This is a genomic window from Pseudomonas sp. 5C2 (assembly GCF_034314155.1).
In the GTDB taxonomy this organism is placed as follows: Bacteria; Pseudomonadota; Gammaproteobacteria; order Pseudomonadales; family Pseudomonadaceae; genus Aquipseudomonas.
The window spans coordinates 1,752,204-1,774,325 of sequence record NZ_JAVIWH010000003.1; the positions used below are offsets into that span (position 1 = coordinate 1,752,204).

Below are 22,122 nucleotides of genomic sequence, written 5' to 3' on the forward strand. Positions count from 1 at the left end.
CCGGGTGACCCATTGAACGAGCCAATGCCTGCTCGCACGTCCTCAATCTCTTTACGCCCCTCGGCTTGTCCGGGGTTGTTGCGCATCGTCCCGGCGCTGGACGGCGGTATTTGCCGGATCAAGCTGGCGGGCGGGTCGATCACGGCCGCCCAGGCGTGCGCGGTGGCCGATGCGGCGCAGCGTTATGCCGGGGGCGTGATCGAGGCGACCAACCGCGCGAACCTGCAGATTCGCGGGGTCGGTACTGATCCGGACGGTTTGATCGCGATTCTATTGGACGCCGGTCTGGGGCCGAGTAACCCTGCAAGCGACGATGTGCGCAACCTGATGCTCAGCCCGACGGCAGGCATCGACCCACAGCAGTTGTTCGACAGCCGGCCGTTGGCCGCGCAGATTCTAGGCACCCTGGAGAACGAGCCTCGTTTCCATGACCTGTCGCCTAAATTTGCCCTGTCGCTGGATGGCGGCGAAGCACTGGCGATGCTCGAGCATCCCCATGATATGTGGTTGTCTGCACGGATGATCGACGACGACGTCTTGATGGCGTTCGGCCTGGCCGGTTGCCCTGCCGAGGATGCGCCGTTGGCCGCTGTGCCGCTGAGTCATGCTCATGAATTGGTGGTGGCGGTGCTGGACGCGTTCCTTGAGCTGGCGCGACCTGAGCAGACGCGCATGCGCCATCTGTTGGCTGAAATGTCGACCGAGGCGTTTCTTCAGGCGGTGGCCAAGCGCATGACTGTTGATTTCTGTAGGAGCCAACGTGTTGGCGAATGGCTTGACACGGTTTGCCTGACACACCGCCTCGCGAGCAAGCTCGCTCCTACAGGGGGCCAATTGCAGTCCCCTGCGAATCGGCATCTTGGTATTTATCCACAGGACGTGGCCGGTCTGGTGGCCGTCGGTGGTGCTGCGCCGCTGGGGCGACTTGACGCGTCGATGTTGCGCTCGGTCGCGCAATTGGCGGCCGAATGGGGCGACGGAACGTTGCGCCTGACACCCTGGCAGAGCCTGTTACTGCCTAACGTTCGCCGTGACCACGCGGCGAACGTGCTGACGGGCCTGCAGGCCGCCGGGTTGATCTGCTCGCCCGAACAACCGTTGGCCCACTTGATCGCCTGCACCGGCTCGGCGGGCTGTGGCAAAGGATTGGCCGACACCAAGGCGGATGCACTGCTGCTGGCCGCCCGACTCGAACACCTCGACCTGAAACAGGCGGCGCACCTGACGGGCTGTTCGCGTTCATGCGCGGCAGCCCATGTCGCCCCGGTGACCTTGTTGGCGGTGTCCGCCGGCCATTACGACCTCTATTTTCGCGACGCGCAGCAACCGGGTTTCGGTAGCTTGCGCGCGCGTGACCTCACTATTGAAGCAGTCGGCACGCTGTTAGCCGCCGACTCACGGAGCAGCACCGATGATTGATTACATCCGCGACGGTCAGGAGATCTATCGCAACTCCTTCTCGATCATTCGCGCCGAGGCCCGGCTTGATCAGATCCCTGCCGACCTGGAAAAACTCGCGGTGCGGGTGATCCATGCGTGTGGGATGGTCGAGGTCATCGAAGACCTGCGCTTCTCCCCCGGTGCTGGCACGGCCGGGCGCAATGCGCTGGCCGCCGGCGCGCCGATCTTGTGTGATGCGCGCATGGTGTCCGAAGGCGTGACCCGCACGCGCTTGCCCGCCAACAATCAGGTGATTTGCACCCTTAAAGACGAAGGCGTGCCGGAGTTGGCCCGCGAGCTGGGCAATACTCGCTCTGCCGCCGCGCTGGAACTGTGGCGCCCGTACCTGGAAGGCAGCGTGGTGGTGATTGGCAATGCGCCGACTGCGTTGTTCTACCTGCTGGAAATGCTCGATGCCTGTGCACCTAAACCCGCATTGATCCTCGGCTTCCCGGTTGGTTTCGTTGGCGCTGCAGAGTCCAAGGCAATGCTCGCGGCGAACAGCCGGGGTGTGCCGTTTGTGATCATGCAGGGCCGTCGTGGCGGCAGCGCCATGGCTGCGGCTGCGGTCAATGCATTAGCGACGGAGATCGAATGATGCAGCAACCCGGTCGTTTGATTGGCTTGGGCGTCGGCCCCGGCGATCCTGAGCTGATTACCGTCAAAGCCCTGCGCCTGTTGCGTGAATCGCCAGTGGTCGCGTACTTCGTCGCCAAGGGCAAGAAAGGCAACGCGTTCGGCATCATCGAAGCCCACTTGCAAGACGCGCAGACCCTGTTGCCGCTGGTGTACCCGGTGACCACCGAAGCCTTGCCTGCACCGTTGTCCTACGAGCAAGTGATCAGCGATTTCTACGATGACGCCAGTGAGGCACTGGCCGCGCATCTGGACGCGGGGCGCGATGTTGCGGTGATCTGTGAAGGCGATCCGTTCTTCTACGGCTCGTATATGTACCTGCACGACCGCCTCGCCGAGCGTTATGAAGCCGAAGTGGTGCCGGGCGTCTGCTCGATGCTCGGTGGCGCTTCGGTGCTGGGCGCGCCACTGGTGTACCGCAATCAAAGCCTGTCGGTGCTGTCCGGTGTACTGCCCCACGACGAGCTCAAGCGTCGTCTGGCCGATGCCGATGCGGCGGTGATCATGAAGCTGGGGCGCAACTTCCCCAAAGTCCGGCAGGTGCTGGAAGAACTGGGCATGGCGGATCGCGCGTTGTATGTCGAGCGCGCAACCATGTCCAATCAGAAGATCGTGGCGCTGGACCAGGTCGAGCCAATGTCTTCACCGTATTTCTCCCTGATCATTGTTCCGGGCGAAAGGTGGCAAGGCTGATGATTGTTAAAACACCCGCCATCGTCATTCTGGGCAATGGCAGCCTGGCGACGGCACGCCGCATTCAACAGCTTTTTCCGGATGCCTTGATCCATGGTCTGGCGGCACGGGTTGAAGGTGCCGATCTGACGTACACCGAGTTTGGCGCCACGTTGCGTCAGCTCTATCAGCAGGACACACCGATCATTGCCTTGTGTGCTGCCGGCATCGTGATCCGGACGCTAGCGCCCCTGCTCCTGGAAAAAGGCGTTGAGCCACCCGTGCTGGCCGTGGCTGAGGACGGCAGTGCAGTCGTGCCATTGTTGGGCGGGCTGGGCGGGGTCAACGTCATGGCCCGTGAGATTGCTGCAGGACTGGGGATCGCTGCAGCGATCACCACCAGCGGCGAGTTGCGTTTCGGCACCTGTCTGCTCAATCCACCGAGCGGTTACGCGCTAGGCGATCTGGAGTTGGGCAAACGATTTGTCTCCGACTTATTGTCCGGGCAACACGTGCGGATTGAAGGTGCCGCGCCATGGCTCGCGCAAGCGCAGTTGCCTGAAGATGAGCACGCACAGCTGGCGATTCATGTCGGTTGCGCCGAACGCGAGCCGGCGGCCAACGAGCTGCTGATCTACCCGCGCAGTGTATTGGTGGCTGTCAGCGCGACCGTGCCGGATCTGGTGAATGCTGTGCGCGCCGCTTTGCACAACGCCGGGATTGCCGTTCAGGCGCTGGCCTGCTTGCTGGCGTCCGACCGTGAGATGGCCAACCCTGCGCTACGTGAAGCCGCATGGGCGCTGGGCGTGCCGCTGCGGTTTGCTTCAACAGCAGCGGAGGCTGAAGTCAGCGAGTTGGCGCAACAGGCCGTGCCACAGCTACTGCCCCCCATCAGTGTGGGCAGTGGCATCGCCATTGCTGTCGCCGCGCAGCCGTTGGATGTGCAGCAGATCGGTCGTGGACGCGGGCGTCTGGCGGTTATCGGCCTTGGCCCTGGCGCTGCCGAACTGATGGTGCCAGCGGTCAAAGCCGAACTGGCGCGGGCCAACGATGTGCTGGGTTACGAAACCTACGTGCGCATGGCCGGGCCGTTCCATGCCGATCAAGTGCTGCACTGCACCGATAATCGCGAAGAAATGCAGCGCGCCCGACACGCCTTCGAACTCGCGGCACAAGGACGCTCGGTGGTCGTGGTGTCGTCGGGTGATCCTGGCGTGTTCGCCATGGCCTCGGCCGTACTTGAAGCACTGCATGAGTCGGGCAACGCCGATTGGCACGCCGTTGAACTGGAAATACTGCCGGGGGTGTCCGCCTCGCTGGCCACTGCCGCCCAGGCGGGCGCACCGTTGGGCCATGACTTCTGCGTGATGTCGCTGTCGGACAACCTCAAGCCATGGGACGTGATTGAAAAACGTCTGGATCTGGCGTCTCAGGCCGATCTGGCGCTGGCGTTCTACAACCCGATCTCGCGCTCTCGCCCCTGGCAATTGGGGCGTGCGCTGGAAATCGTCCGCCAACATCGCACCCCGAAAACCCCTGTCACTCTGGGCCGTGATATCGGCCGGCCAGGGCAAACACTGCGTATCATCACCTTGGGCGAATTGACCCCGGACCAAGTGGATATGCGCACAATGGTCCTGATCGGTTCGTCGACGACCTGCACCTTCCCCCGTGCCGATGGCGGCAGTTGGGTCTATACGCCGCGATGGTATGGCGTGAAGCCGAGCGGTTGAGTCAACGTCGTCAATATGGGTATTTAGTTCGTAAGACAAGTCTCTGGTTCTGTGGGCTTACGTCGAAGTTATAAAGGCGAAAGTCCACGAATGGCTGTTGAAAATGTACAGGGCTAAGTATTCCGGATGTTTGACGGTATGCACTTGAATAATACCCGGCAGAATGCTCCAGGTAGGCGGCTAGAAGCGATCATCAATGTGCGCTAGTTTGAGTGGTGCCCGCGAAGGGTGATCGCTGAATTAGAAAAGGATTTACACATGAATGATTACGTTGAACCAACAATGAGTGTTGAAGCGTGCCGGGCTTATATTATGGGTTGCGAATTTCCGGCAGTAGCGCTGTCTTCGGATGAAGTCGATCATCCTGTACAGGGCAAAATGCTCCGATCCTTGACAGTCGACGAGAAAAAGGAAGGCGCCGCAGTCGTCGCTAATAGTATTGTTTCCTTTGTGGCGGGTATGTCGAAGCAGAATAAGGACGATATCAAGAACTCCGTACTGTTCGCGACGCTGGTTGCCAATCGTGAACATCCCGAGATGGAAGGCCAACGCTGGTATGAGAAGTTCATGGAGGTGATGTCCCGGGCATCTGGATGGCTCCCGAAGCGCAAGGATTACGCCAGGTACACGACGGTCGAACAGCAGTTCACGATGGATCAGGTTGGCCTCAAGATCCTCTCTTCCGCAGTTGCCGCCGCGGCGCTTCCTGGTCCGACCTCGGTATTGCTGCTGGGCGTGGCGAAGCAGGCACTTGATGCCCTTCAGGCCAGCAAAGAGCCACTCAGGTTGTTTGAGGGTAAAAGCCGCTCTCATGCAGGGGGTACCTTCAGTATTGTCTCTTGCACCGAGTCGAGCGATGGCGAAGTGGTAATGGCCGTGGGGACCGTCAGCTTCTCGTCCACTCTGGATGTCACGAACGTCCTGTTCTGGAACTGGAACAATACGTCGGTGAGTATTTCCCGCGCCGAGTCGCACCTGGTGTTGAATCAGGGTGTTTACGCCAACGTGCGGGACGACATCCTTGCAAAACTGGGGAGCAACGCGAAAGACGCCGTTGCAGAATACAGTATTTAATAACCCAGAGAGCCGCAGGTACTGCGGCTCTCTGGCGCAGGTAACGTTATCAAGGAGAGGCCCATGCGCAATGGAATGCAGGATGCTTATGTGAACGCAGGAAGTGTCGTTCTTTTTGATGACGGCGTCGGTCATTCATTTAAAGAGGACGTGCTTGATGCTCAGTTATATATTCAGCTGGCCGCATCGAAGAAGTATTCGAAGTTCGCTGAGTTTGAGGCGTGGCGTACAACATACTTCGCGGCAATGGCTACGTTCGGCTGGATAGTTTCAGGCCGTAAATACGACAGTCACCCAATAGAGAAAGATGAACTGTTTGAACCGTGGTCGTGGATCGAACGTGAACTTGATGACCGTGTACCGGCGTCACTCATCGCTCATGCTAAACGGGTATTGGTACCCGGCCCCGAGCGTGTCCTGAACCCTCCCGCACAGTTGCTTCTCGGAGAGAATACTCTGCAATCTGAACCGTGGCAGGCAGAAGTGAATGAGCGTCTTTCCGGCGATATTTCAGCTCATGTGCTTCAGATACCACCCGCCACCCAATTGTTCAGCGTGGTGTTACAGCTGAGCTTTGTTCATGCCGCCCCTTCGATGAGCTCGGTGTTAATCTCGTTTAAAACCGTAGAACCCATTGAGCCACAGTCATTCCTCCTGACATTCGACCCTGACCGAATCGTGGGCAACATCGCGGTTGCCTCCTACTCGGCCGAATTGTTGGATATTCGTTACGCACAGTTTCGGGAGCCGTTCATTACGGCCCTTGGCGGCCGAAGGACGTCAATGATTCTGCGGCTTGAGGACACGGAACAATGATGGCTAAAAACGCTAGCGCTGCGTTGATAGGCAGCAGCCTGACATCATTTTATTCCGGGATGTCGGAGCAGGAGCGGCAAGATATCAAGGATTGCCTGTTGTACGCGGAGCTGTATGCCAGTGAGAAATTTGACCGGCAACAGCTCTGGACAAGCTGGATGAATCGTTATCAGCGCGGATTGTTGAAGCTCGGGTTCACATTGACGGGTTTCATTGTGGAAAACCCGATACAGATTGAGTCCGCGCGGGATTTCGACCGGGTTACCTTCGACGCGATGAGCAAGGTCGGGTCAGCTCATCTTGTCGAGCTTGCGCAGACCTCGTTCAATGCCATGAAAACCAATGAGCATGCAAAGGTGTTTCTGGACAGTTGGTTCAGTACCGGACGCTCGGAAAGCTTTCAGGTTGTGCCCTGTGAAAATCTGCCCTCGGGAGAGTTACAGGTTCTGGTCTGTGGGCTGAATATGACCTCTCGCGTTGTGGTGGAGGGATCATTTTTTTGGAAGAACATCAACTCGGAGATGACTGTCCGAATCAACGGTGGCAGCTTTGCGTTCAACAGCACTGCCTATGTTGAACACAGGGGGCGCGTGAGGAATGAGTTGGGCGACCAGGCCAAACGCTACATCACTGAAATAGAACTTTAGCGCGGTGGCAGGCTGGCTTCACTACGGCACCAGGTACCCCTTCACCCCGGTAAAGATTATTTGCGCCGCCAGTGCGCACACGAACAAGCCCATCAACCGACTGACGATCTGCAGGCCTTGATCGCCGAGAATGCGTTCAATGCGGTTGGAGAGGTACAGCACAATCCCGACGGTGAGGCTGGCAAGGGCGATGCTGAGGATCGCGGTGACCTTGTCGTCCCAGTGTGGCTGGCTGACGCCCATGACCAGCAAGGCGCCGATGGTGCCGGGGCCAACAGTCAGGGGAATGGTCAGCGGCACGATGGTCACGTCTTGCTGAACGTTGTCGGTCTGGACTGCGGATTTACCTTGAGCCATGCCCAATGCCGAGATGAACAACACACTGCCGGCGCCAATGCGGAACGCATCCACGGTGATGCCGAACACGGTAAAAATCGCCCGCCCGAACAGGTACAGCAGAACACTTGAAACGAGCGTGGCCAGCGCGACTTTCCACGCCAGGCGACGACGTTCCTTGCTGGAATAACCACGGGTCAGGCTGATAAAGCAGGACAGGACGAAGAACGGGCTATAGAGCACCAACATCTTCAAATAAACGCTGAACAACACGTGGAGCATGGTTTTAGCTCGCCCGACAGGTGAATGACGAAAAGAAGTCTATCAGGCGGCGCATGCCGTCTTGTGGAGGAATATCAGTTTCATTTGCGCGTGGGTGAAATCAGCCGGTTTGGGTCTGAGCCTGACGTTGCTCGCGTTTGGCGACCCAGTGTTCAATCAGCTCGCGCAATTGCGACAGCTCTACGGGTTTGGCCATGTGTCCGTCCATGCCTGCTTGAACGGCGCGCTCTTTATGCTCCGTCAGGATATGCGCGGTCAGTGCGACTACCGGCGTGCGTATTCGTTGATTACCGACTTCCCAAGCGCGCAGCTGTTGGGTGGCGGAAAACCCGTCAAGGATCGGCATCTCGCAGTCCATCAACACCAGGTCATAGTGTCGGGCCTTCATCGCGATCAGTGCTTCTTCGCCGTTGCTGGCGGTGTCCGGTTGGAGGTTGAGCTTGCCGAGCATGCCGCGAATCACTTTGGTCGAGATGCTGTTGTCTTCGGCAACGAGGATGCGGAAATCGCTCGGGACGCTGATGGGCTTGCTGGCAGCGGACTGCAAACTGAGCGGGGACGTGCCCTTATTGCGCTGGTTGAGTTCGTCGGCCAGGGTCGTCTTGAGCGTATAGCCCGCTACCGGTTTGGCCAGGATGCGTTTGATGCCGGCGTTGCGTGCGATGATTTTGCTCGGCGCGTTACTGATGCCAGTGAGCATGATCAACAGGATGTCGTGGTTCAGGCTTGGGTCTTCCTTGATCTTGGCTGCCAGTTGCATCCCGGTCATGCCGGGCATGTTCTGGTCGAGCAGGACAGCGTCGAAATAATCACGCAGATGCGCCTTGGTCCGCAGCAGTGCCAGCGCTTCCTTGCCCGACGGCACGGCACTGACATTCAAGCCCCAGGCGCTGCATTGCTGCACCAGGACTTTGCGGCAGGTGTCATTGTCGTCTACCACCAACACACGGGCGCCCTTGAGCGAACTATCGAGGTCTGTGGTGGGTTGTTCCAGTCGATCCGGGTCCAGCGGCAACGTGAGCCAGAGCGTACTGCCCTGATTGGTGCCGCTCTGGATGCCGAATTCACCGTGCATCAGCATGATCAATTGCCGGGCAATCGCCAGCCCCAGGTTGCCGCCGAGCTTGGTGCTGGAGAGGAAATTCTTGCTGTGCAATTCGGTGTGCAGCAGCGCGTCGCGCTCCTTGGCCGCCAAGGGCTCGCCGCTGTCTTGCACGGCAATCCGCAGGCGCGGTTTGCCGCTGCGCGAATCCAGTGCAACCACCAGCAGAACCTCGCCCTGGTCGGTTTTCTTCAGGGCATTTTCCAGCAGGCTGAGTAACGTTTGGCGGAGGCGCGTAGGGTCGCCGCTGATCACGCGCGGGACCTGTGGTTGAATAAAACTGATCAGTTCGACGTTCTGCTGTTCGGCTTTGGCCCGGAAGATATTCAGGCAGTCCTCGAGCAGTGCGTTGAGGTCGAACTGCACATCATCGAGCTCGATTTGTCCGGACTCGAGCTTGGTGATGTCGAGAATCTCGTTGATCAGCGTCAGCAGCTCATTCCCGGCGCTGTGGATGGTCTGTACGTAATCACGCTGCTTGACTGAAAGCGGCGTGCCCAGCAGCAGCTCGGTCATGCCCAGCACGCCATTCATCGGGGTGCGGATTTCGTGGCTGAGCTTCGCCAGAAACTCGGCCTTGGCATTGATTTCGGCGGTGCTGGCGGCCAGATCGCGGCTGGCGCTGAAGTTATCTTCGGTGATGCTGCGATGACGCTCGCTGAGGGCAATACTCATCAGCAGCCCCGCGATACAGAACACACCCAGCAGGGTAATGATCAGCCATTGCGGGGCGATCAGAGTCAGACGGAGCAAGGCTGGCAGAATCACCAGGCAACCCAGATTGAACACGACCATCGCCAGGACAAATAGCCGGGCAGGGCTGTAACCCTTGTGCCAGTGGCAGGAGGCAACAAACAGGATGCTCAGGCTCGCCAGCGCCACCACGCCAAAGGTGATGATATTCAGGGGCAGGGCATCGACGAACAATACCAATAGGCCACACAGCCCGATGACCAGCATGTCGGCCAGCAAAAAACGGTTCAGGCGTCTGGACCGCCGAGGCGCGAAAAATCGATAAGCGAACATCAGGCCGCTCAGAGCCGCAAGGATCAATGCCAGGTATGCACCGGGTGTCTGCGCCAGGTGCCTGTTGGGCAGCCAGGGTGCCAGCAGATTCAGGAGCAGCAGCGCACTCAAGGCCAGCATCGCCTCACAGGCCCCCAGCCACAGGCTACTTTGTGCGCGAGTGTGGGCGAAGCGCGTGATGTTTTGCAGGACCAACATTGCCAGGCAGCCGAGGAACAGGCCAAGCAACAACGGCTGCCGCTCGTCTGCCGCGCTGGCTATCGCCGATTGCAGGGTGATGTTGGGGCGCAATTTCTGTTCTGACACCGAGCGCAGGTAGATGTCCAGTGGGACATTGCTTTGTGGCAGTGGCAGGAGGAAGTCGGTGGAGGGTGGCAATTTGTTATCGCGCGGTATGTTATTACCGGCACGTGAGTGGCTGATCAGTGTGTTGCCGTCAAGCACGTACAGGTCCAGGCTAGCCAGGTCGGGCGCGAAGATGCGCAGCAGTTGTTCGTGATCGTCGGGTTGCAGGCGATAGTGCAGCCAGACTGCGCTGTTGCGGTCACCTGCGCTGACTTGATCGAGCTCGATTGGACTGAATTGATTCGAGTAGCGCGCCGAATGGACATCGCTTAATTGCAGGTCGGCCTTTTCATCAAGCAATGTAGACCAGCCACCGCCTTGCTCGGCGTAAGCCGGGGGCATGCAGAGCAGGGTCAGCAGACTGACAGTGAAACCTATGGCGATCCTGAGCCAGCGCACGGCGAAATCCCTTCGTAGGTGAATGCCAGATAACTATGCGCGGGGCTGGAATAAACAGGCAAGCACCTGCTGATAGGTGCCTGCCTGGCTGGCCGTCTAGCCTTATTCCAGGTCTTCACCACGCTCGCGAGCAATGGCACGGTAGCCAATGTCGTTGCGATAGAAACAACCTTCCCAATCAATTTCAGCCGCCAGTCGGTAAGCGTGCTCCTGGGCGCTCGCTACGCTTTCACCTAGCGCGGTGGCACACAGGACACGCCCGCCGGACGTCACGACTTGACCATCCTTCAATGCTGTACCTGCGTGGAATACTTTGCCAGGCAAACCCGCTGCAGCGTCCAGACCTTTTATCACGGCATCTTTGGCGTAATCGCCTGGGTATCCGCCGGCGGCCAGCACGACGCCCAGACTCGGACGCGGGTCCCACTGAGCTTCAACTTTGTCCAGCGCTTGCGCCAGAGCGGCCTCGATCAGTAGTACCAGGCTCGATTGCAGGCGCAACATCACCGGTTGGGTTTCCGGATCGCCAAAGCGGCAATTGAATTCGATGACCTTCGGATTGCCTGCTTTGTCGATCATCAGCCCAGCATAGAGGAAACCGGTGTAAACGTTGCCTTCCTCAGCCATGCCCCGGACAGTCGGCCATATGACCAGGTCCATGACACGTTGGTGGACCTGTGCAGTCACCACCGGGGCCGGGGAGTAAGCACCCATGCCGCCGGTATTCGGGCCGCTGTCGCCGTCGCCGACGCGCTTGTGATCCTGACTGGTGGCCATTGGCAATACGTTCTTGCCGTCGACCATCACAATAAAGCTGGCCTCTTCGCCATCGAGGAACTCTTCGATGACTACCCGCGAACCGGCTTCGCCAAACGCGTTGCCAGCGAGCATGTCGCGCACAGCGTCTTCGGCTTCAGTCAGCGTCATGGCAACAATGACGCCTTTGCCTGCCGCCAGGCCGTCTGCCTTGATCACGATCGGTGCGCCGGTTTTTTGCAGATAAGCCAACGCAGGCTCGACCTCGGTGAAGGTCTCATAATCCGCTGTCGGGATCTTGTGGCGGGCGAGGAAATCTTTGGTGAAGGCTTTCGAACCTTCCAGCTGCGCGGCACCTGCGGTCGGACCGAAGCAGTCCAGGCCACGGGCACGGAACAGATCTACGACGCCCGCGACCAGTGGCACTTCCGGGCCAACGATGGTCAGGGACACGTTCTTTTGTGCAAAATCTGCAAGCTGCTCAAGGGCCAGCACGTCGATGGCGACGTTTTCGCACTTGGCTTCAGTCGCGGTCCCGGCATTGCCCGGTGCCACGAAAACTTTCACGACACGCGGGTCCTGTGCGACTTTCCACGCCAGGGCGTGTTCACGGCCACCGCTGCCAATGATCAAAACATTCATTTCAAAAACCTCGATGACGCTGAATTCTGTTTTAGAACCTAAAGCGCTTTTCGCCGTAGGAGGTCGCACTGAAGCACATACCTGCTTCAGTGCGGCCGCTGCCAAGTTAGTGGCGGAAATGGCGCATGCCGGTGAACACCATCGCAATCCCGGCTTCATCGGCTGCGGCGATCACTTCGTTGTCGCGCATCGAGCCACCTGGCTGGATGACGGCAGTGATCCCAGCCTTGGCTGCGTTGTCGATGCCGTCACGGAACGGGAAAAACGCATCCGATGCCATGACCGCGCCCTGTACTTGCAGGCCAGCGTGTTCAGCTTTGATCGCGGCGATGCGTGCAGAGTTTACGCGGCTCATCTGGCCAGCGCCGACGCCGATGGTCTGACGATTCTTGGCGTAGACGATGGCGTTGGACTTCACGTATTTGGCGACTTTCCAGGCGAAGATCAGGTCGTGGATTTCCTGTTCGGTCGGCGCGCGCTGGGTCACGACTTTCAGGTCGTCGCTGCCGATCATGCCGATGTCGCGGCTCTGCACCAGCAACCCGCCATTGACGCGTTTGAAGTCCCAGGCGGGCATGCGCTCGGCAGCCCATTGCCCGGTAGTCAGCAGGCGAACGTTGGCCTTGGTGGCAATAATGGCTTTTGCTTCGGCCGTTACGCTTGGCGCGATGATCACTTCGACGAACTGACGATCGACAATGGCCTTGGCTGTTTCAGCATCCAGCTCGCGGTTGAAGGCGATGATGCCGCCGAAAGCCGATTCGGTGTCGGTGGCATAGGCCAGTTCATACGCCTGGCGAATGCCGCCTTCGTCGTCCGGGCTGACCGCGACGCCGCACGGGTTGGCGTGTTTGACGATGACACAGGCAGGCTTGACGAAGCTTTTCACGCATTCCAGCGCGGCATCGGTGTCGGCCACGTTGTTGAAGGACAGTTCCTTGCCTTGCAACTGGGTCGCCGTGGCGATGCTTACTTCGGCAGGGTGGGCTTCCACGTAGAACGCCGCGCTCTGATGCGGGTTCTCGCCATAGCGCATTTCTTGAGCCTTGATGAACTGGCTGTTGAACGTACGCGGGAAGGCGCTACGGCCTTCAGTGCTGAGGGTTTCGGCGCTCTGGTCGATGCTGCCCAGGTAGTTGGCGATCATGCCGTCGTAGGCGGCAGTATGCTCGAATGCCTTGAGCATCAGATCGAAACGCTGGGCGTACGTCAGGCCACCGGCCTTGAGGCTTTCCAGCACGTGGCTGTAGTCGCTGGCGTTGACCACGATGGCCACGTCTTTGTGGTTTTTGGCTGCCGAGCGAACCATGGTCGGGCCGCCGATATCGATGTTCTCGATAGCGGTCGGCAGGTCACAACCTGGCTTGGCGATGGTCGCTTCGAACGGGTAAAGGTTGACCGCAACCAGATCGATCGGCTTGATCCCGTGCTCGCTCATGATGGCGTCGTCGATACCGCGACGGCCAAGGATGCCGCCGTGGATTTTCGGGTGCAGGGTCTTGACCCGGCCATCCATCATTTCTGCGAAGCCGGTGTAATCAGCGACTTCTACCGCAGCAATACCATTGTCCTTGAGCAGCTTGAAGGTGCCGCCGGTGGAGAGGATCTCGACGCCCAGAGCGGTAAGCCCGCGCGCGAATTCGAGAATCCCGGTCTTGTCGGAGACGCTGATCAACGCGCGGCGGATTGGCAGGCGGGTAGTCTGGTCGGTCATTTCAATTCCCATCTAAAGCAAAGGAGTCAGCAAAAAAAGGCGACCCAATGAGGTGGGTCGCCTCTTCTGTTTTAAATGCTTACAGCAGATCGTACTGCTTGAGTTTCTTGCGCAGGGTGCCGCGATTGAGGCCCAGTAATTCGGACGCTTTGGTCTGGTTACCCTTGACGTAGTTCATCACGCATTCGAGCAATGGCGCCTCGACTTCCGACAGCACGAGGTTGTACACATCCGTGACGGCAGCGCCTTCCAGGTGGGCGAAATAATTGTGCAGCGCTTTCTCGACGCTCCCGCGCAGGGTTTGACCCTCTTCGCTCGGGGTGTTGAGGTGCTGTTTCAAATTGACGTTGTCGCTCACGGGTGTTGTTCCACTCACTAAAGTCTCGGTCATCATCGTCATGCGGCCACCTCTTCTTCGTCCCTTGTTTCCGGGCTCTTGTAACGCTCGCTGAAAAAGTCGCGAACGTTGGCGCACTGTGCTTCCGTATCTTCCAAACGATTGAAGTGGGCGCGAAACTCCCTGGCGCCCGGCAAGGTTGCGAGATACCAGCCGACATGCTTGCGCGCAATACGCACGCCCAGCACATCGCCATAGAAAGTGTGCAGCGCCGCCAGATGCTCAAGCAGGATGCGTTCCACCTCACTCAACTGCAGCGCCGGTAATGTCTCGCCGGTGCGCAGGTAGTGTTCTATCTCGCGAAAAATCCATGGGCGCCCTTGGGCGGCCCGACCAATCAACAACCCGTCTGCACCGGTCGCCTGTAGCACGTACCGGGCTTTTGCCGGTGAATCGATATCGCCATTGGCGAAGACCGGGATCGACACTGCCTGTTTGATTTCGGCAATGGTGTCGTATTCGGCTTCGCCGGTGTACAGGTCTGCCCGGGTGCGGCCATGTACCGCCAGCGCCATTATTCCCGCCTGCTCGGCGATTTTCGCCACGGTCAGACCATTTTTGTTCGCCCGGTCCCAGCCGGTACGAATCTTCAAGGTGACCGGTACATCGACTGCAGCCACTACGGCCTGCAGGATCTCGCTCACTAGGTGTTCGTCTTTCAATAACGCAGAGCCGGCAGCCTTGTTGCAGACTTTTTTTGCCGGACAACCCATGTTGATATCAATAATCTGTGCGCCCATTTCGACATTGGCGCGTGCTGCATCCGCCAGCATCTGCGGGTCACCGCCGGCGATCTGTACCGAGCGTGGCTCGGGATCACCTTCGTGGATCATGCGCAGGCGCGATTTGCGACTGTTCCACAGGCTCATGTCACTGGTGACCATTTCCGAAACCACCAGCCCCGCACCGAGTTGACGGCAGAGCTGACGAAAAGGCTGGTCCGTGACCCCGGCCATCGGGGCGAGAATCAAGCCGTTTTGCAATGTATAGGGGCCGATACGTACCGCCGACATAGGTGTGCCTGTTGTGGGGCCGAATCAATGCATGTCATGTGGAAACGACTGCGGGCCTGGCACGCAACGGTTCCACACGGGCCTGCTCGGGTTCTGTCCGTTAAGTGCTTGCGCGACTTTTCAGACCGAACTCAGAGTGTGAAAAAGGGTTGGCATGATACCCGCTCTCGATGACTGGATAAAGGCTGAATTGGATAAAATCTGAACAGTTATTTTCTTGTCGTTGACGGTTCGGTTTTCTGCCACGACGTCATAAAAACGCCGTCAATCCCGGAAGGGTGAGCGCTTCATGCTCAAGCTTGAGGCTATCAGCCTTTTTTACCGGAGCGCTGCTGGCAGGCTGGGCTCTCCGGTCCGCGCGCGCTCACTCGGGTGAGCGGAAGCTCAAGCTGTAATTCACGGCTTTGGTCCCTGGATCGAGGATGTCCAGTGCGATATGAATCGGCGTTTGCGGTGGCATTTCAGCTTTACCGGCCATCTCGCCGCTCAGGTATTCGCTGGGTTTGAATCGACGACTGGCGATCAACTGGCCATTGGGATCGGCGAATCGCAACTCCAGCAGCGGAAACGGCTGAGAAAAGGACGCCCGGTTATAGATGATTGCGTCAACCACCAGTGCGCCCTTGAACTCGGGATGGCTGCGCACCACCAGATTGCTGCTCTTGAGCAGCTTGATATCAACTTTTGACGGTACGGTGCAACCGATCTGCGGACAGATCTGCTGGAACCATGGGCGGTATTGATCCTGGCGCGCCAGCTCGTCGAAGTGATACCAGATGTATTGACCGGCCAATGCGACGCTCGCAAGCACAATCAGCAATCCCCAGAAAAAGCGTCGGCCCCAGCGCGGCTTGGGTTTCTGCCAGTCGAGTTGCAGTGGGTCGTCGGTCAGATCGAGGAGTGGCTTGTCTCGCGTCCCTTCATCGTACAAACCGGGTTCACTGCGACCGAGTTTGAGTCTTGGCTCCTGACGCTCATGCGATTCGTCGAGGGTGTCCGGTTCGTCGCCGTCGATGGCCGACCAACTTCCGGGGTCTTCTTTGGGCGGAGGAGGGCTCTGGCTTTCGCTCAGGCGTGGTCCCTGCGCCTCGGGTTCGTCGTCCAGTGCTGCGCTGTCGAGTGACAACGAAGGCTCGGTACGATGGTGTGAAGTCGGTTCGGACGCTTCGTTCGTTTTGGGCGCGGCGCTGGCTTCAACGTGGAGGTGTTCTGGTGCATCGTCGTTGAGCAGGCTGTCGACCCACTGCTCGTTTTCTATATTGGCGCTGTCGCGACGTGCGCTCAGTGCCGAGTCGTCATGCCTGGAGTGGCCTTCGCGCCCGAACGTTTCAGGCAGCTGGATTTCCCGTTGCTCAAGTCTGGCGAGCTCTTCGTCCAAGTCGAGGTCGTCCAGATCAAGGCTGTCGAGCTCAATTGCGCTGGCCTTCCACTGAGGGGCAGGCTTGACTGGTTCTTCAGTGGGTACGACCACAGGCTCGGGCGGGATGATGGGAGCGGCGGGAAGAGGCGCTTGCGTTTCTGCGGGCGACTTGCCTGACCGTTGTTCGAGCAGTTGTTTTGCCGCATTGAAGACCTGCAGGCAGGAGCCGCACCGGACCACGCCCCGGGCCACGCTCAATTGGGCGTGGCTGACGCGGAAACTGGTCTGGCAGTGCGGACACTGAGTAACGAAACTGTCGGTCATGCGGCTATCCGGTTTAGGCAGGCGCTCATCTTAGTCCATGGTTTCAAATAGCGGTTAACGGCGACGACCTGTGATACGGACCCAGCCATCACGATTGGCGATGGGGTCCAGGTCGAACGTGTCGGCGTAAGCCGCGGCCACTTCTTCGCCTTGTTCAGCGAGGATGCCCGATAACGCCAGGCGACCACCGGTTTTGACCAGACTTGCCAGGGTTGGTGCCAACGACACCAAGGGGCCGGCCAGGATATTGGCGACCAACACGTCGGCTTTTTCTTGCGGCAGGTCTTCCGGCAGGTACAGGGTGAAACGCTCGGGGGCGATAGCGTTGCGGTCTGCGTTGTCGCGCGAGGCATCCAGCGCCTGGTAGTCAATGTCGGTGCCGACGGCTTGTTTGGCGCCCAGCAACAACGCCGCAATCGCCAGAATCCCCGAGCCGCAGCCGAAGTCCAGCACGCTGCAGTCTTTCAGGTCCTGACCGTCGAGCCATTCCAGGCACAGCGCGGTAGTGGGGTGCGTGCCGGTGCCGAAGGCCAGGCCTGGATCGAGCAGCAGGTTGACCGCATCCGGCTCGGGTGCCGCGTGCCAGCTCGGGACGATCCACAGGCGCTGACCAAAACGCATGGGATGGAAGTTGTCCATCCAGCTGCGTTCCCAGTCCTGGTCTTCGATGACTTCGCTCATGTGTTCCGGCAATTCTGCACCGGTGAGCAATTGCAGGTGGGCCAGCACCTGATCGGCATCGGTGTCGGCTTCGAACAGCGCCAGCAAGTGGGTATGCGACCACAGCGGCGTAGTGTTGAGTTCCGGCTCGAAAATCGGCTGATCTTCGGCGTCCATGAAGGTTACGGACACGGCGCCTACTTCAAGAAAAGCGTCTTCGTAGGTTTCGGCTTGTTCTGGGCTGATGGCGAGACGGACTTGCAGCCAAGGCATGGCGGGCACCTTTGAAAAATGACGATGTGCAGCCAGCGGCTGCGAGAAGCGCGCAAGTTTACTTGAGCGCGAAGGGGAAGGGCAAAAAACAACAAAGCCGCGGCTAGGCGGCTTTGAGGGGAAGAGCCCAAGACAGGCTCTTTCTGACATGACAGATCAGATAGGGCTGGGCGACACAATGATTTTGACGTTGTGTTCCTTGTTGTTGACCAGTTCCTCGAACCCGCGACTGACAATGTCCTCCAGGCCAATCCGTCCGGTGACCAGCGGCGTGATGTCCAGGCTGCCGTCGGCGATAAGGGCGATCACATCGGCGAACTCGCCGTTGTAGGCCAAAGAGCCCATGACCTGTTTTTCGGTGGACACCAAGTCGAAGAAATTGAATTGGCTGGGCTCCTCGAAAATACCCACCAGCACGCATTTGCCGGCTTTGCGGATCACATCGATGGCGAGCTTGGCCGTGTGTTTATTGCCGATGCATTCGAAGCTCACATCGGCGCCCAAGCCATGGGTGGCCGCGCGAATTTCGGCAAGCGCGTCGCACTCGGAAGGATCGAAGACCCGGTTGGCGCCGACTTCGAGTGCCTTGGCCTTGCGCGCCGACGACATTTCCAGGGCAATAACCTGTGCGGCACCGGCCGCTTTGGCGCACATGATTGTGCACAGGCCAATGGTGCCAGCGCCCACGACCACCACGGTTTGCCCGTGCAGGCTGCCTGCCTTCTTGACGGCATGCATGCCCACCGCCAGTGGCTCGATCAGCGCACCGGCCTCTTTAGGGAAACCTGCCGGCAATTTGTACAAAAGGTTGGCAGGCACATTGACCCACTCAGCGAAGGCGCCATTGTTCATCAGGCCGGTAAACGCCAGTCGTTCACAGATGTTGTAGAGGCCATGGGTGCAGTAATAACAGGTGCCGCAATGCTGGCAGGCGTCAGCGGTGATCAGGTCACCCACGGCAAAACCCTGGACGTTGGCGCCGAGTTTGATGATTTCGCCGCAGAACTCATGGCCCAGAATGCATTGGCCCTGAATGCCGGTCATCGGGTGCGGAGCGTCTACCGGAATGAACACTGGTCCGGCGACGTATTCATGCAGGTCCGAACCGCAGATGCCACACCAGTCCACGCGAATCTGTACCCAGTCGGCAGGCGGGTCGGAGGGCAGCGGCACGTCTTCTACGCGGATATCGTGGCGTCCATGCCAGACCGCTGCGCGCATGCTGGCGGTGCTTTTCAATGCAGTGCTCATCGTGTGTTATCTCCTCACAACAGTGTGGAAGCTCCAGCGAGCGTCGGGCAGGCCAGAGCCGCTGATTTATTGGCCCTGCAGGAAGCCGAGAATCAGGCGGTTGACCTGCTCCGCCGCTTCCATCTGCACCATGTGGCCTTGACCCGCCAACACCTCGACCTGTGCACTGAGCCCTTGAGCATGAGCGGCAGGGATGATGGCGTCGTTGGCGCCCCAAATCACCAGGCTCGGCTGCTGCGCGACGACTGACCGCAGGTCGCTGTGCTGCTGTCCGCCAGCAAACAATTGGGTGGTCAGCAGGCGCAGGGCTGCGTCGACCCCTTCCAGGCGTTTGAACTTGAGCATGTCTTCAAGCATTTGCCGATTCACCAGCGCCGGGTCGGAAAACAGCTGCACCAGTTGTGGCTTCAAGGCGTTGCGGTTGGCGGCGTCGATAAAGCCCTGCAAATACTCGCCATTGATCTGCGAGCCCAAGCCAGCGCTGGCGATCAAGGTCAGTGAGCGGACTCGATTCGGTGCAAGGCGGGCGGCGTTGAGTGCGACGGCGCCACCCATCGAATGGCCGACCAAGTGTGCGGACTCTATGTCCAGATGATCGAGCAAGCTCAGGACGGTCTGGCTCAGTTCATCCAAGTCGCCGCGTTGCAGAGTTTTGCCCGACTCGCCATGCCCCGGCAGATCGAGTGCGATAACGCGGCGCCCGGCAGCCAGTGCGTCGTGGTTGAACAGCCAGTTGTTTAAATCTCCGCCGAAACCGTGAATCAACACCAGCGGACTGGTGCCTTCGCCACGGTCGAAGAAGCGTAGCGTGCGGCCCTCGAGCTGGATTTTCTGCGGCGCTGGACCGCTGTCTTCTGCAGCATCGCCACCGGGCACGAACTCGGCCTGGAAGCGTTCGATCACCGCGTCGACCTCTGCATCACTGGCATCCCCCTCGACAACGATGGCGAGCAGGGCGCCCACGGACAGGGTTTCATCCTGTTGCGCTATCCGGCGCCGCAACACGCCAGAAAAAGGGGTTTCGACGCTGCTGGAAATTTTGTCGGTTTCGACATCGAGCACCTGATCGCCTTTCTCTATGCGCTCGCCTTCCTCCTTGAGCCACGTGTCGACGCGCCCTTCGGTCATCGACAGGCCCCATTTAGGCATGGTTAGCGTATGAATCTGGCTCATGCAACCTTCCTCCCTTCGCAAATTTTATGCACGGCCGCCTCGATTTTCGCCGCGGTAGGGATGTACAGGTCCTCCAGCGCGTCGGAGAAAGGCACAGGGGTGTGCGGCGCGGTGACCATTTCAATCGGTGCTTTGAGGGCGAAAAACGCTTTCTGAGCGACCAGTGCCGAGATGTCGGTGGCCATCGAACAGCGTGGGTTGGCTTCGTCGATCACCACCAGACGCCCGGTTTTTTCTACACTTTCGAGGATGCTGTCTAGGTCCAGCGGGCTGGTGGTACGCAAGTCCAGAACTTCACAGGCAATGCCCTGGCGTGCGAGGTTGTTTGCTGCCTCCAGCGCCAAATGGACCATGCGACCGTAGGTCACGAGGGTTACGTCATCGCCCTCGCGCAAGAAATTGGCTTCGCCAAACGGCACGGTATACAGCTCTTCCGGGACTTCACCCTGCATGCTGTAAAGCATTTTGTGCTCGCAGAAAATCACCGGGTCGTTGTCGCGAATGGCCTGGATCAGCAAGCCCTTGGCGTCATAGGGCGAGGACGGGCACACCACTTTCAGGCCGGGGATGTGGGTCCACAGGGAGGTGAGCATTTGCGAGTGCTGGGCGGCGGCCCTCAAGCCGGCGCCATACATGGTGCGGATCACCACCGGGGTGACGGCCTTACCACCGAACATGTAGCGAAATTTAGCCGCCTGGTTGAGGATCTGATCCAGACAGCAGCCCGCGAAATCAACGAACATCAGTTCGCACACGGGGCGAACCCCTTGAGTGGCGGCGCCTATGGCGGCACCGACATACCCCAGTTCGGATAGCGGCGTATCCAGAACCCGCCCAGGAAACTGGTGATAGAGACCCTTGGTGACGCCGAGCACGCCGCCCCAGGCATCCTGCTCGCCGGGTGCGCCTGCGCCGCCAGCGACGTCTTCACCCATGATGAATACGGTGGGGTCGCGGCGCATTTCCTGGGCAAGCGCTTCGTTGATCGCCTGCTGATAGCTTATTTTTCTCGCCATGATAATTCTCCTGTTGTTCTTGTTTTGAGGTCGGCTCAGGGATAGGACACGTACACGTCGGTCAGCAGGTCGCTTGCCTGGGGTTTAGGGTCGGATTTGGCCCGGCGTACGGCGTCTTCGATCAGGTGCTCGACGTCTAGATCGATCTGGTCTAGTTGAGCGACTTTCAGCAGCCCGGCATTCAGGCTGCGTTCGCGGAACTGCATGAGACAGTCACGGGTGTCGCGAAAGTTCTTGATCTCGTCGGGCGCGCGGTAGGTTTGTGCATCACCTTCGAAGTGGCCGTAGTAGCGGGTGAGTTTCATCTCGATCAGCGACGGCCCTTCGCCGGCTCGGGCGCGAGCGACAGCGGCACCCGCAGCTTCGTGGACCGCGAAGAAGTCGAAGCCGTCTACCGTCACGCCGGGCATGCCGAAACCGGCTGCGCGGTCGGCGATATGGTCACTGGCGACCGACCACACAGACGTCGTGGCCTCGGCGTAACCGTTGTTTTCGGCGATGAACAGGCAGGGCAGGTTCCAGATCGACGCGAGGTTCATGGCTTCGAAAACCGCCCCCTCGTTTGAACCGCCATCGCCAAAGAAGGCCACCGCAACACCCTGCGTGCCTTTGAGCTTGGCGGCCAGGGCGGCACCGGCAGCCAAGGGTGCGCCGGCGCCGACGATGCCGTTGGCGCCGAGCATGCCTTTCTCCAGGTCGGCGATGTGCATCGAACCGCCCTTGCCGCCGCAGACCCCGGTTTTCTTGCCGTAGATCTCGGCCATCATGCCGTACACATCGACCCCCTTGGCGATGCAATGGCCATGGCCGCGGTGGGTGGAAGCAATGCAGTCATCGTCGGTAAGGTGGGCCATGACGCCAGCGGCCGAGGCTTCTTCGCCGGCATACAGGTGGACGAAGCCAGGGATCTCGCCAGTGGCGAATTCGACGTGCAGGCGCTCTTCGAAGACGCGGATCGTGCGCATCACTTTGTAGGCGTGCAACAGTTGCTCATGGGACAGGTGAGTGGACATCTTGTTGTTCTCCTGGGTTGTC

Annotated in this window: 19 protein-coding genes; 7 read left to right on the forward strand and 12 right to left on the reverse strand. The window is 59.3% G+C overall.

The window, feature by feature from the left end:
* Window positions 1-12: 12 nt before the first annotated feature.
* From cobG to RGU44_RS22745, 7 genes are all read left to right on the forward strand, one after another.
* Window positions 13-1,419 (forward strand): precorrin-3B synthase, encoded by a 1,407-nt coding sequence (gene cobG / locus RGU44_RS22715; protein ID WP_322278015.1) that lies wholly within the window; start codon window positions 13-15, stop codon window positions 1,417-1,419.
* The gene (locus RGU44_RS22720) at window positions 1,412-2,038 is read left to right on the forward strand and encodes a precorrin-8X methylmutase (RefSeq protein ID WP_322278017.1); all 627 of its coding nucleotides are present in this window, start codon (window positions 1,412-1,414) and stop codon (window positions 2,036-2,038) included. Before cobG ends, RGU44_RS22720 begins: the two co-directional genes overlap by 8 nt.
* Window positions 2,038-2,769, forward strand: coding sequence for a precorrin-2 C(20)-methyltransferase (locus RGU44_RS22725; protein ID WP_322183008.1), 732 nt, complete (start codon window positions 2,038-2,040; stop codon window positions 2,767-2,769). The genes RGU44_RS22720 and RGU44_RS22725 overlap by 1 nt, the downstream gene beginning before the upstream one ends.
* Complete coding sequence (cobJ, locus tag RGU44_RS22730; protein WP_322278019.1) at window positions 2,769-4,481, forward strand: precorrin-3B C(17)-methyltransferase; 1,713 nt, start codon at window positions 2,769-2,771, stop codon at window positions 4,479-4,481. Before RGU44_RS22725 ends, cobJ begins: the two co-directional genes overlap by 1 nt.
* A gap of 258 nt (window positions 4,482-4,739) precedes the next feature.
* Complete coding sequence (locus RGU44_RS22735) at window positions 4,740-5,555, forward strand: hypothetical protein (RefSeq protein WP_322278022.1); 816 nt, start codon at window positions 4,740-4,742, stop codon at window positions 5,553-5,555.
* Window positions 5,556-5,618: 63 nt separating this feature from the next.
* Window positions 5,619-6,371, forward strand: coding sequence for a hypothetical protein (locus tag RGU44_RS22740; protein WP_322177638.1), 753 nt, complete (start codon window positions 5,619-5,621; stop codon window positions 6,369-6,371).
* Window positions 6,371-7,018, forward strand: a complete 648-nt coding sequence (locus tag RGU44_RS22745; RefSeq protein ID WP_322177639.1) for a hypothetical protein — start codon at window positions 6,371-6,373, stop codon at window positions 7,016-7,018. Before RGU44_RS22740 ends, RGU44_RS22745 begins: the two co-directional genes overlap by 1 nt.
* Window positions 7,019-7,039: 21 nt before the next feature.
* Here the strand turns inward: RGU44_RS22745 and RGU44_RS22750 are convergent, their stop codons facing one another.
* The 12 genes from RGU44_RS22750 to RGU44_RS22805 all read right to left on the reverse strand — a co-directional run bounded on the left by RGU44_RS22750 (window position 7,040) and on the right by RGU44_RS22805 (window position 22,100).
* Window positions 7,040-7,636, reverse strand: a complete 597-nt coding sequence (locus tag RGU44_RS22750) for a MarC family protein (RefSeq protein WP_322177640.1) — start codon at window positions 7,634-7,636, stop codon at window positions 7,040-7,042.
* Between the two features lie 100 nt (window positions 7,637-7,736).
* Window positions 7,737-10,508 carry a hybrid sensor histidine kinase/response regulator gene (locus tag RGU44_RS22755; protein ID WP_322278024.1) on the reverse strand — a complete coding sequence of 924 codons (2,772 nt, stop codon included), beginning with the start codon at window positions 10,506-10,508 and terminating at the stop codon, window positions 7,737-7,739.
* A gap of 102 nt (window positions 10,509-10,610) precedes the next feature.
* On the reverse strand, window positions 10,611-11,906 hold the full coding sequence (gene purD, locus RGU44_RS22760; RefSeq protein ID WP_322177642.1) for a phosphoribosylamine--glycine ligase: 1,296 nt from the start codon (window positions 11,904-11,906) through the stop codon (window positions 10,611-10,613).
* A 106-nt stretch (window positions 11,907-12,012) separates the two neighbouring features.
* The gene (purH, locus tag RGU44_RS22765) at window positions 12,013-13,620 is read right to left on the reverse strand and encodes a bifunctional phosphoribosylaminoimidazolecarboxamide formyltransferase/IMP cyclohydrolase (protein ID WP_322177643.1); all 1,608 of its coding nucleotides are present in this window, start codon (window positions 13,618-13,620) and stop codon (window positions 12,013-12,015) included.
* A gap of 79 nt (window positions 13,621-13,699) precedes the next feature.
* A complete protein-coding gene (fis, locus tag RGU44_RS22770; protein WP_007907419.1) occupies window positions 13,700-14,020 on the reverse strand; it encodes a DNA-binding transcriptional regulator Fis in 321 nt (106 codons plus the stop codon).
* Complete coding sequence (dusB, locus tag RGU44_RS22775) at window positions 14,017-15,030, reverse strand: tRNA dihydrouridine synthase DusB (RefSeq protein WP_322177644.1); 1,014 nt, start codon at window positions 15,028-15,030, stop codon at window positions 14,017-14,019. The genes fis and dusB overlap by 4 nt, the downstream gene beginning before the upstream one ends.
* 364 nt (window positions 15,031-15,394) lie before the next feature.
* A complete protein-coding gene (locus RGU44_RS22780; RefSeq protein WP_322278026.1) occupies window positions 15,395-16,714 on the reverse strand; it encodes a DUF3426 domain-containing protein in 1,320 nt (439 codons plus the stop codon).
* Between the two features lie 54 nt (window positions 16,715-16,768).
* On the reverse strand, window positions 16,769-17,647 hold the full coding sequence (gene prmA, locus RGU44_RS22785) for a 50S ribosomal protein L11 methyltransferase (RefSeq protein ID WP_322177646.1): 879 nt from the start codon (window positions 17,645-17,647) through the stop codon (window positions 16,769-16,771).
* A gap of 156 nt (window positions 17,648-17,803) precedes the next feature.
* Window positions 17,804-18,868, reverse strand: coding sequence for a 2,3-butanediol dehydrogenase (locus tag RGU44_RS22790; RefSeq protein WP_322278493.1), 1,065 nt, complete (start codon window positions 18,866-18,868; stop codon window positions 17,804-17,806).
* Between the two features lie 96 nt (window positions 18,869-18,964).
* Window positions 18,965-20,071 carry an acetoin dehydrogenase dihydrolipoyllysine-residue acetyltransferase subunit gene (locus RGU44_RS22795; RefSeq protein ID WP_322278029.1) on the reverse strand — a complete coding sequence of 369 codons (1,107 nt, stop codon included), beginning with the start codon at window positions 20,069-20,071 and terminating at the stop codon, window positions 18,965-18,967.
* Window positions 20,068-21,087 carry an alpha-ketoacid dehydrogenase subunit beta gene (locus RGU44_RS22800; RefSeq protein ID WP_219062518.1) on the reverse strand — a complete coding sequence of 340 codons (1,020 nt, stop codon included), beginning with the start codon at window positions 21,085-21,087 and terminating at the stop codon, window positions 20,068-20,070. Before RGU44_RS22800 ends, RGU44_RS22795 begins: the two co-directional genes overlap by 4 nt.
* 35 nt (window positions 21,088-21,122) lie before the next feature.
* The gene (locus tag RGU44_RS22805; RefSeq protein ID WP_322278031.1) at window positions 21,123-22,100 is read right to left on the reverse strand and encodes a thiamine pyrophosphate-dependent dehydrogenase E1 component subunit alpha; all 978 of its coding nucleotides are present in this window, start codon (window positions 22,098-22,100) and stop codon (window positions 21,123-21,125) included.
* Window positions 22,101-22,122: the final 22 nt, after the last annotated feature.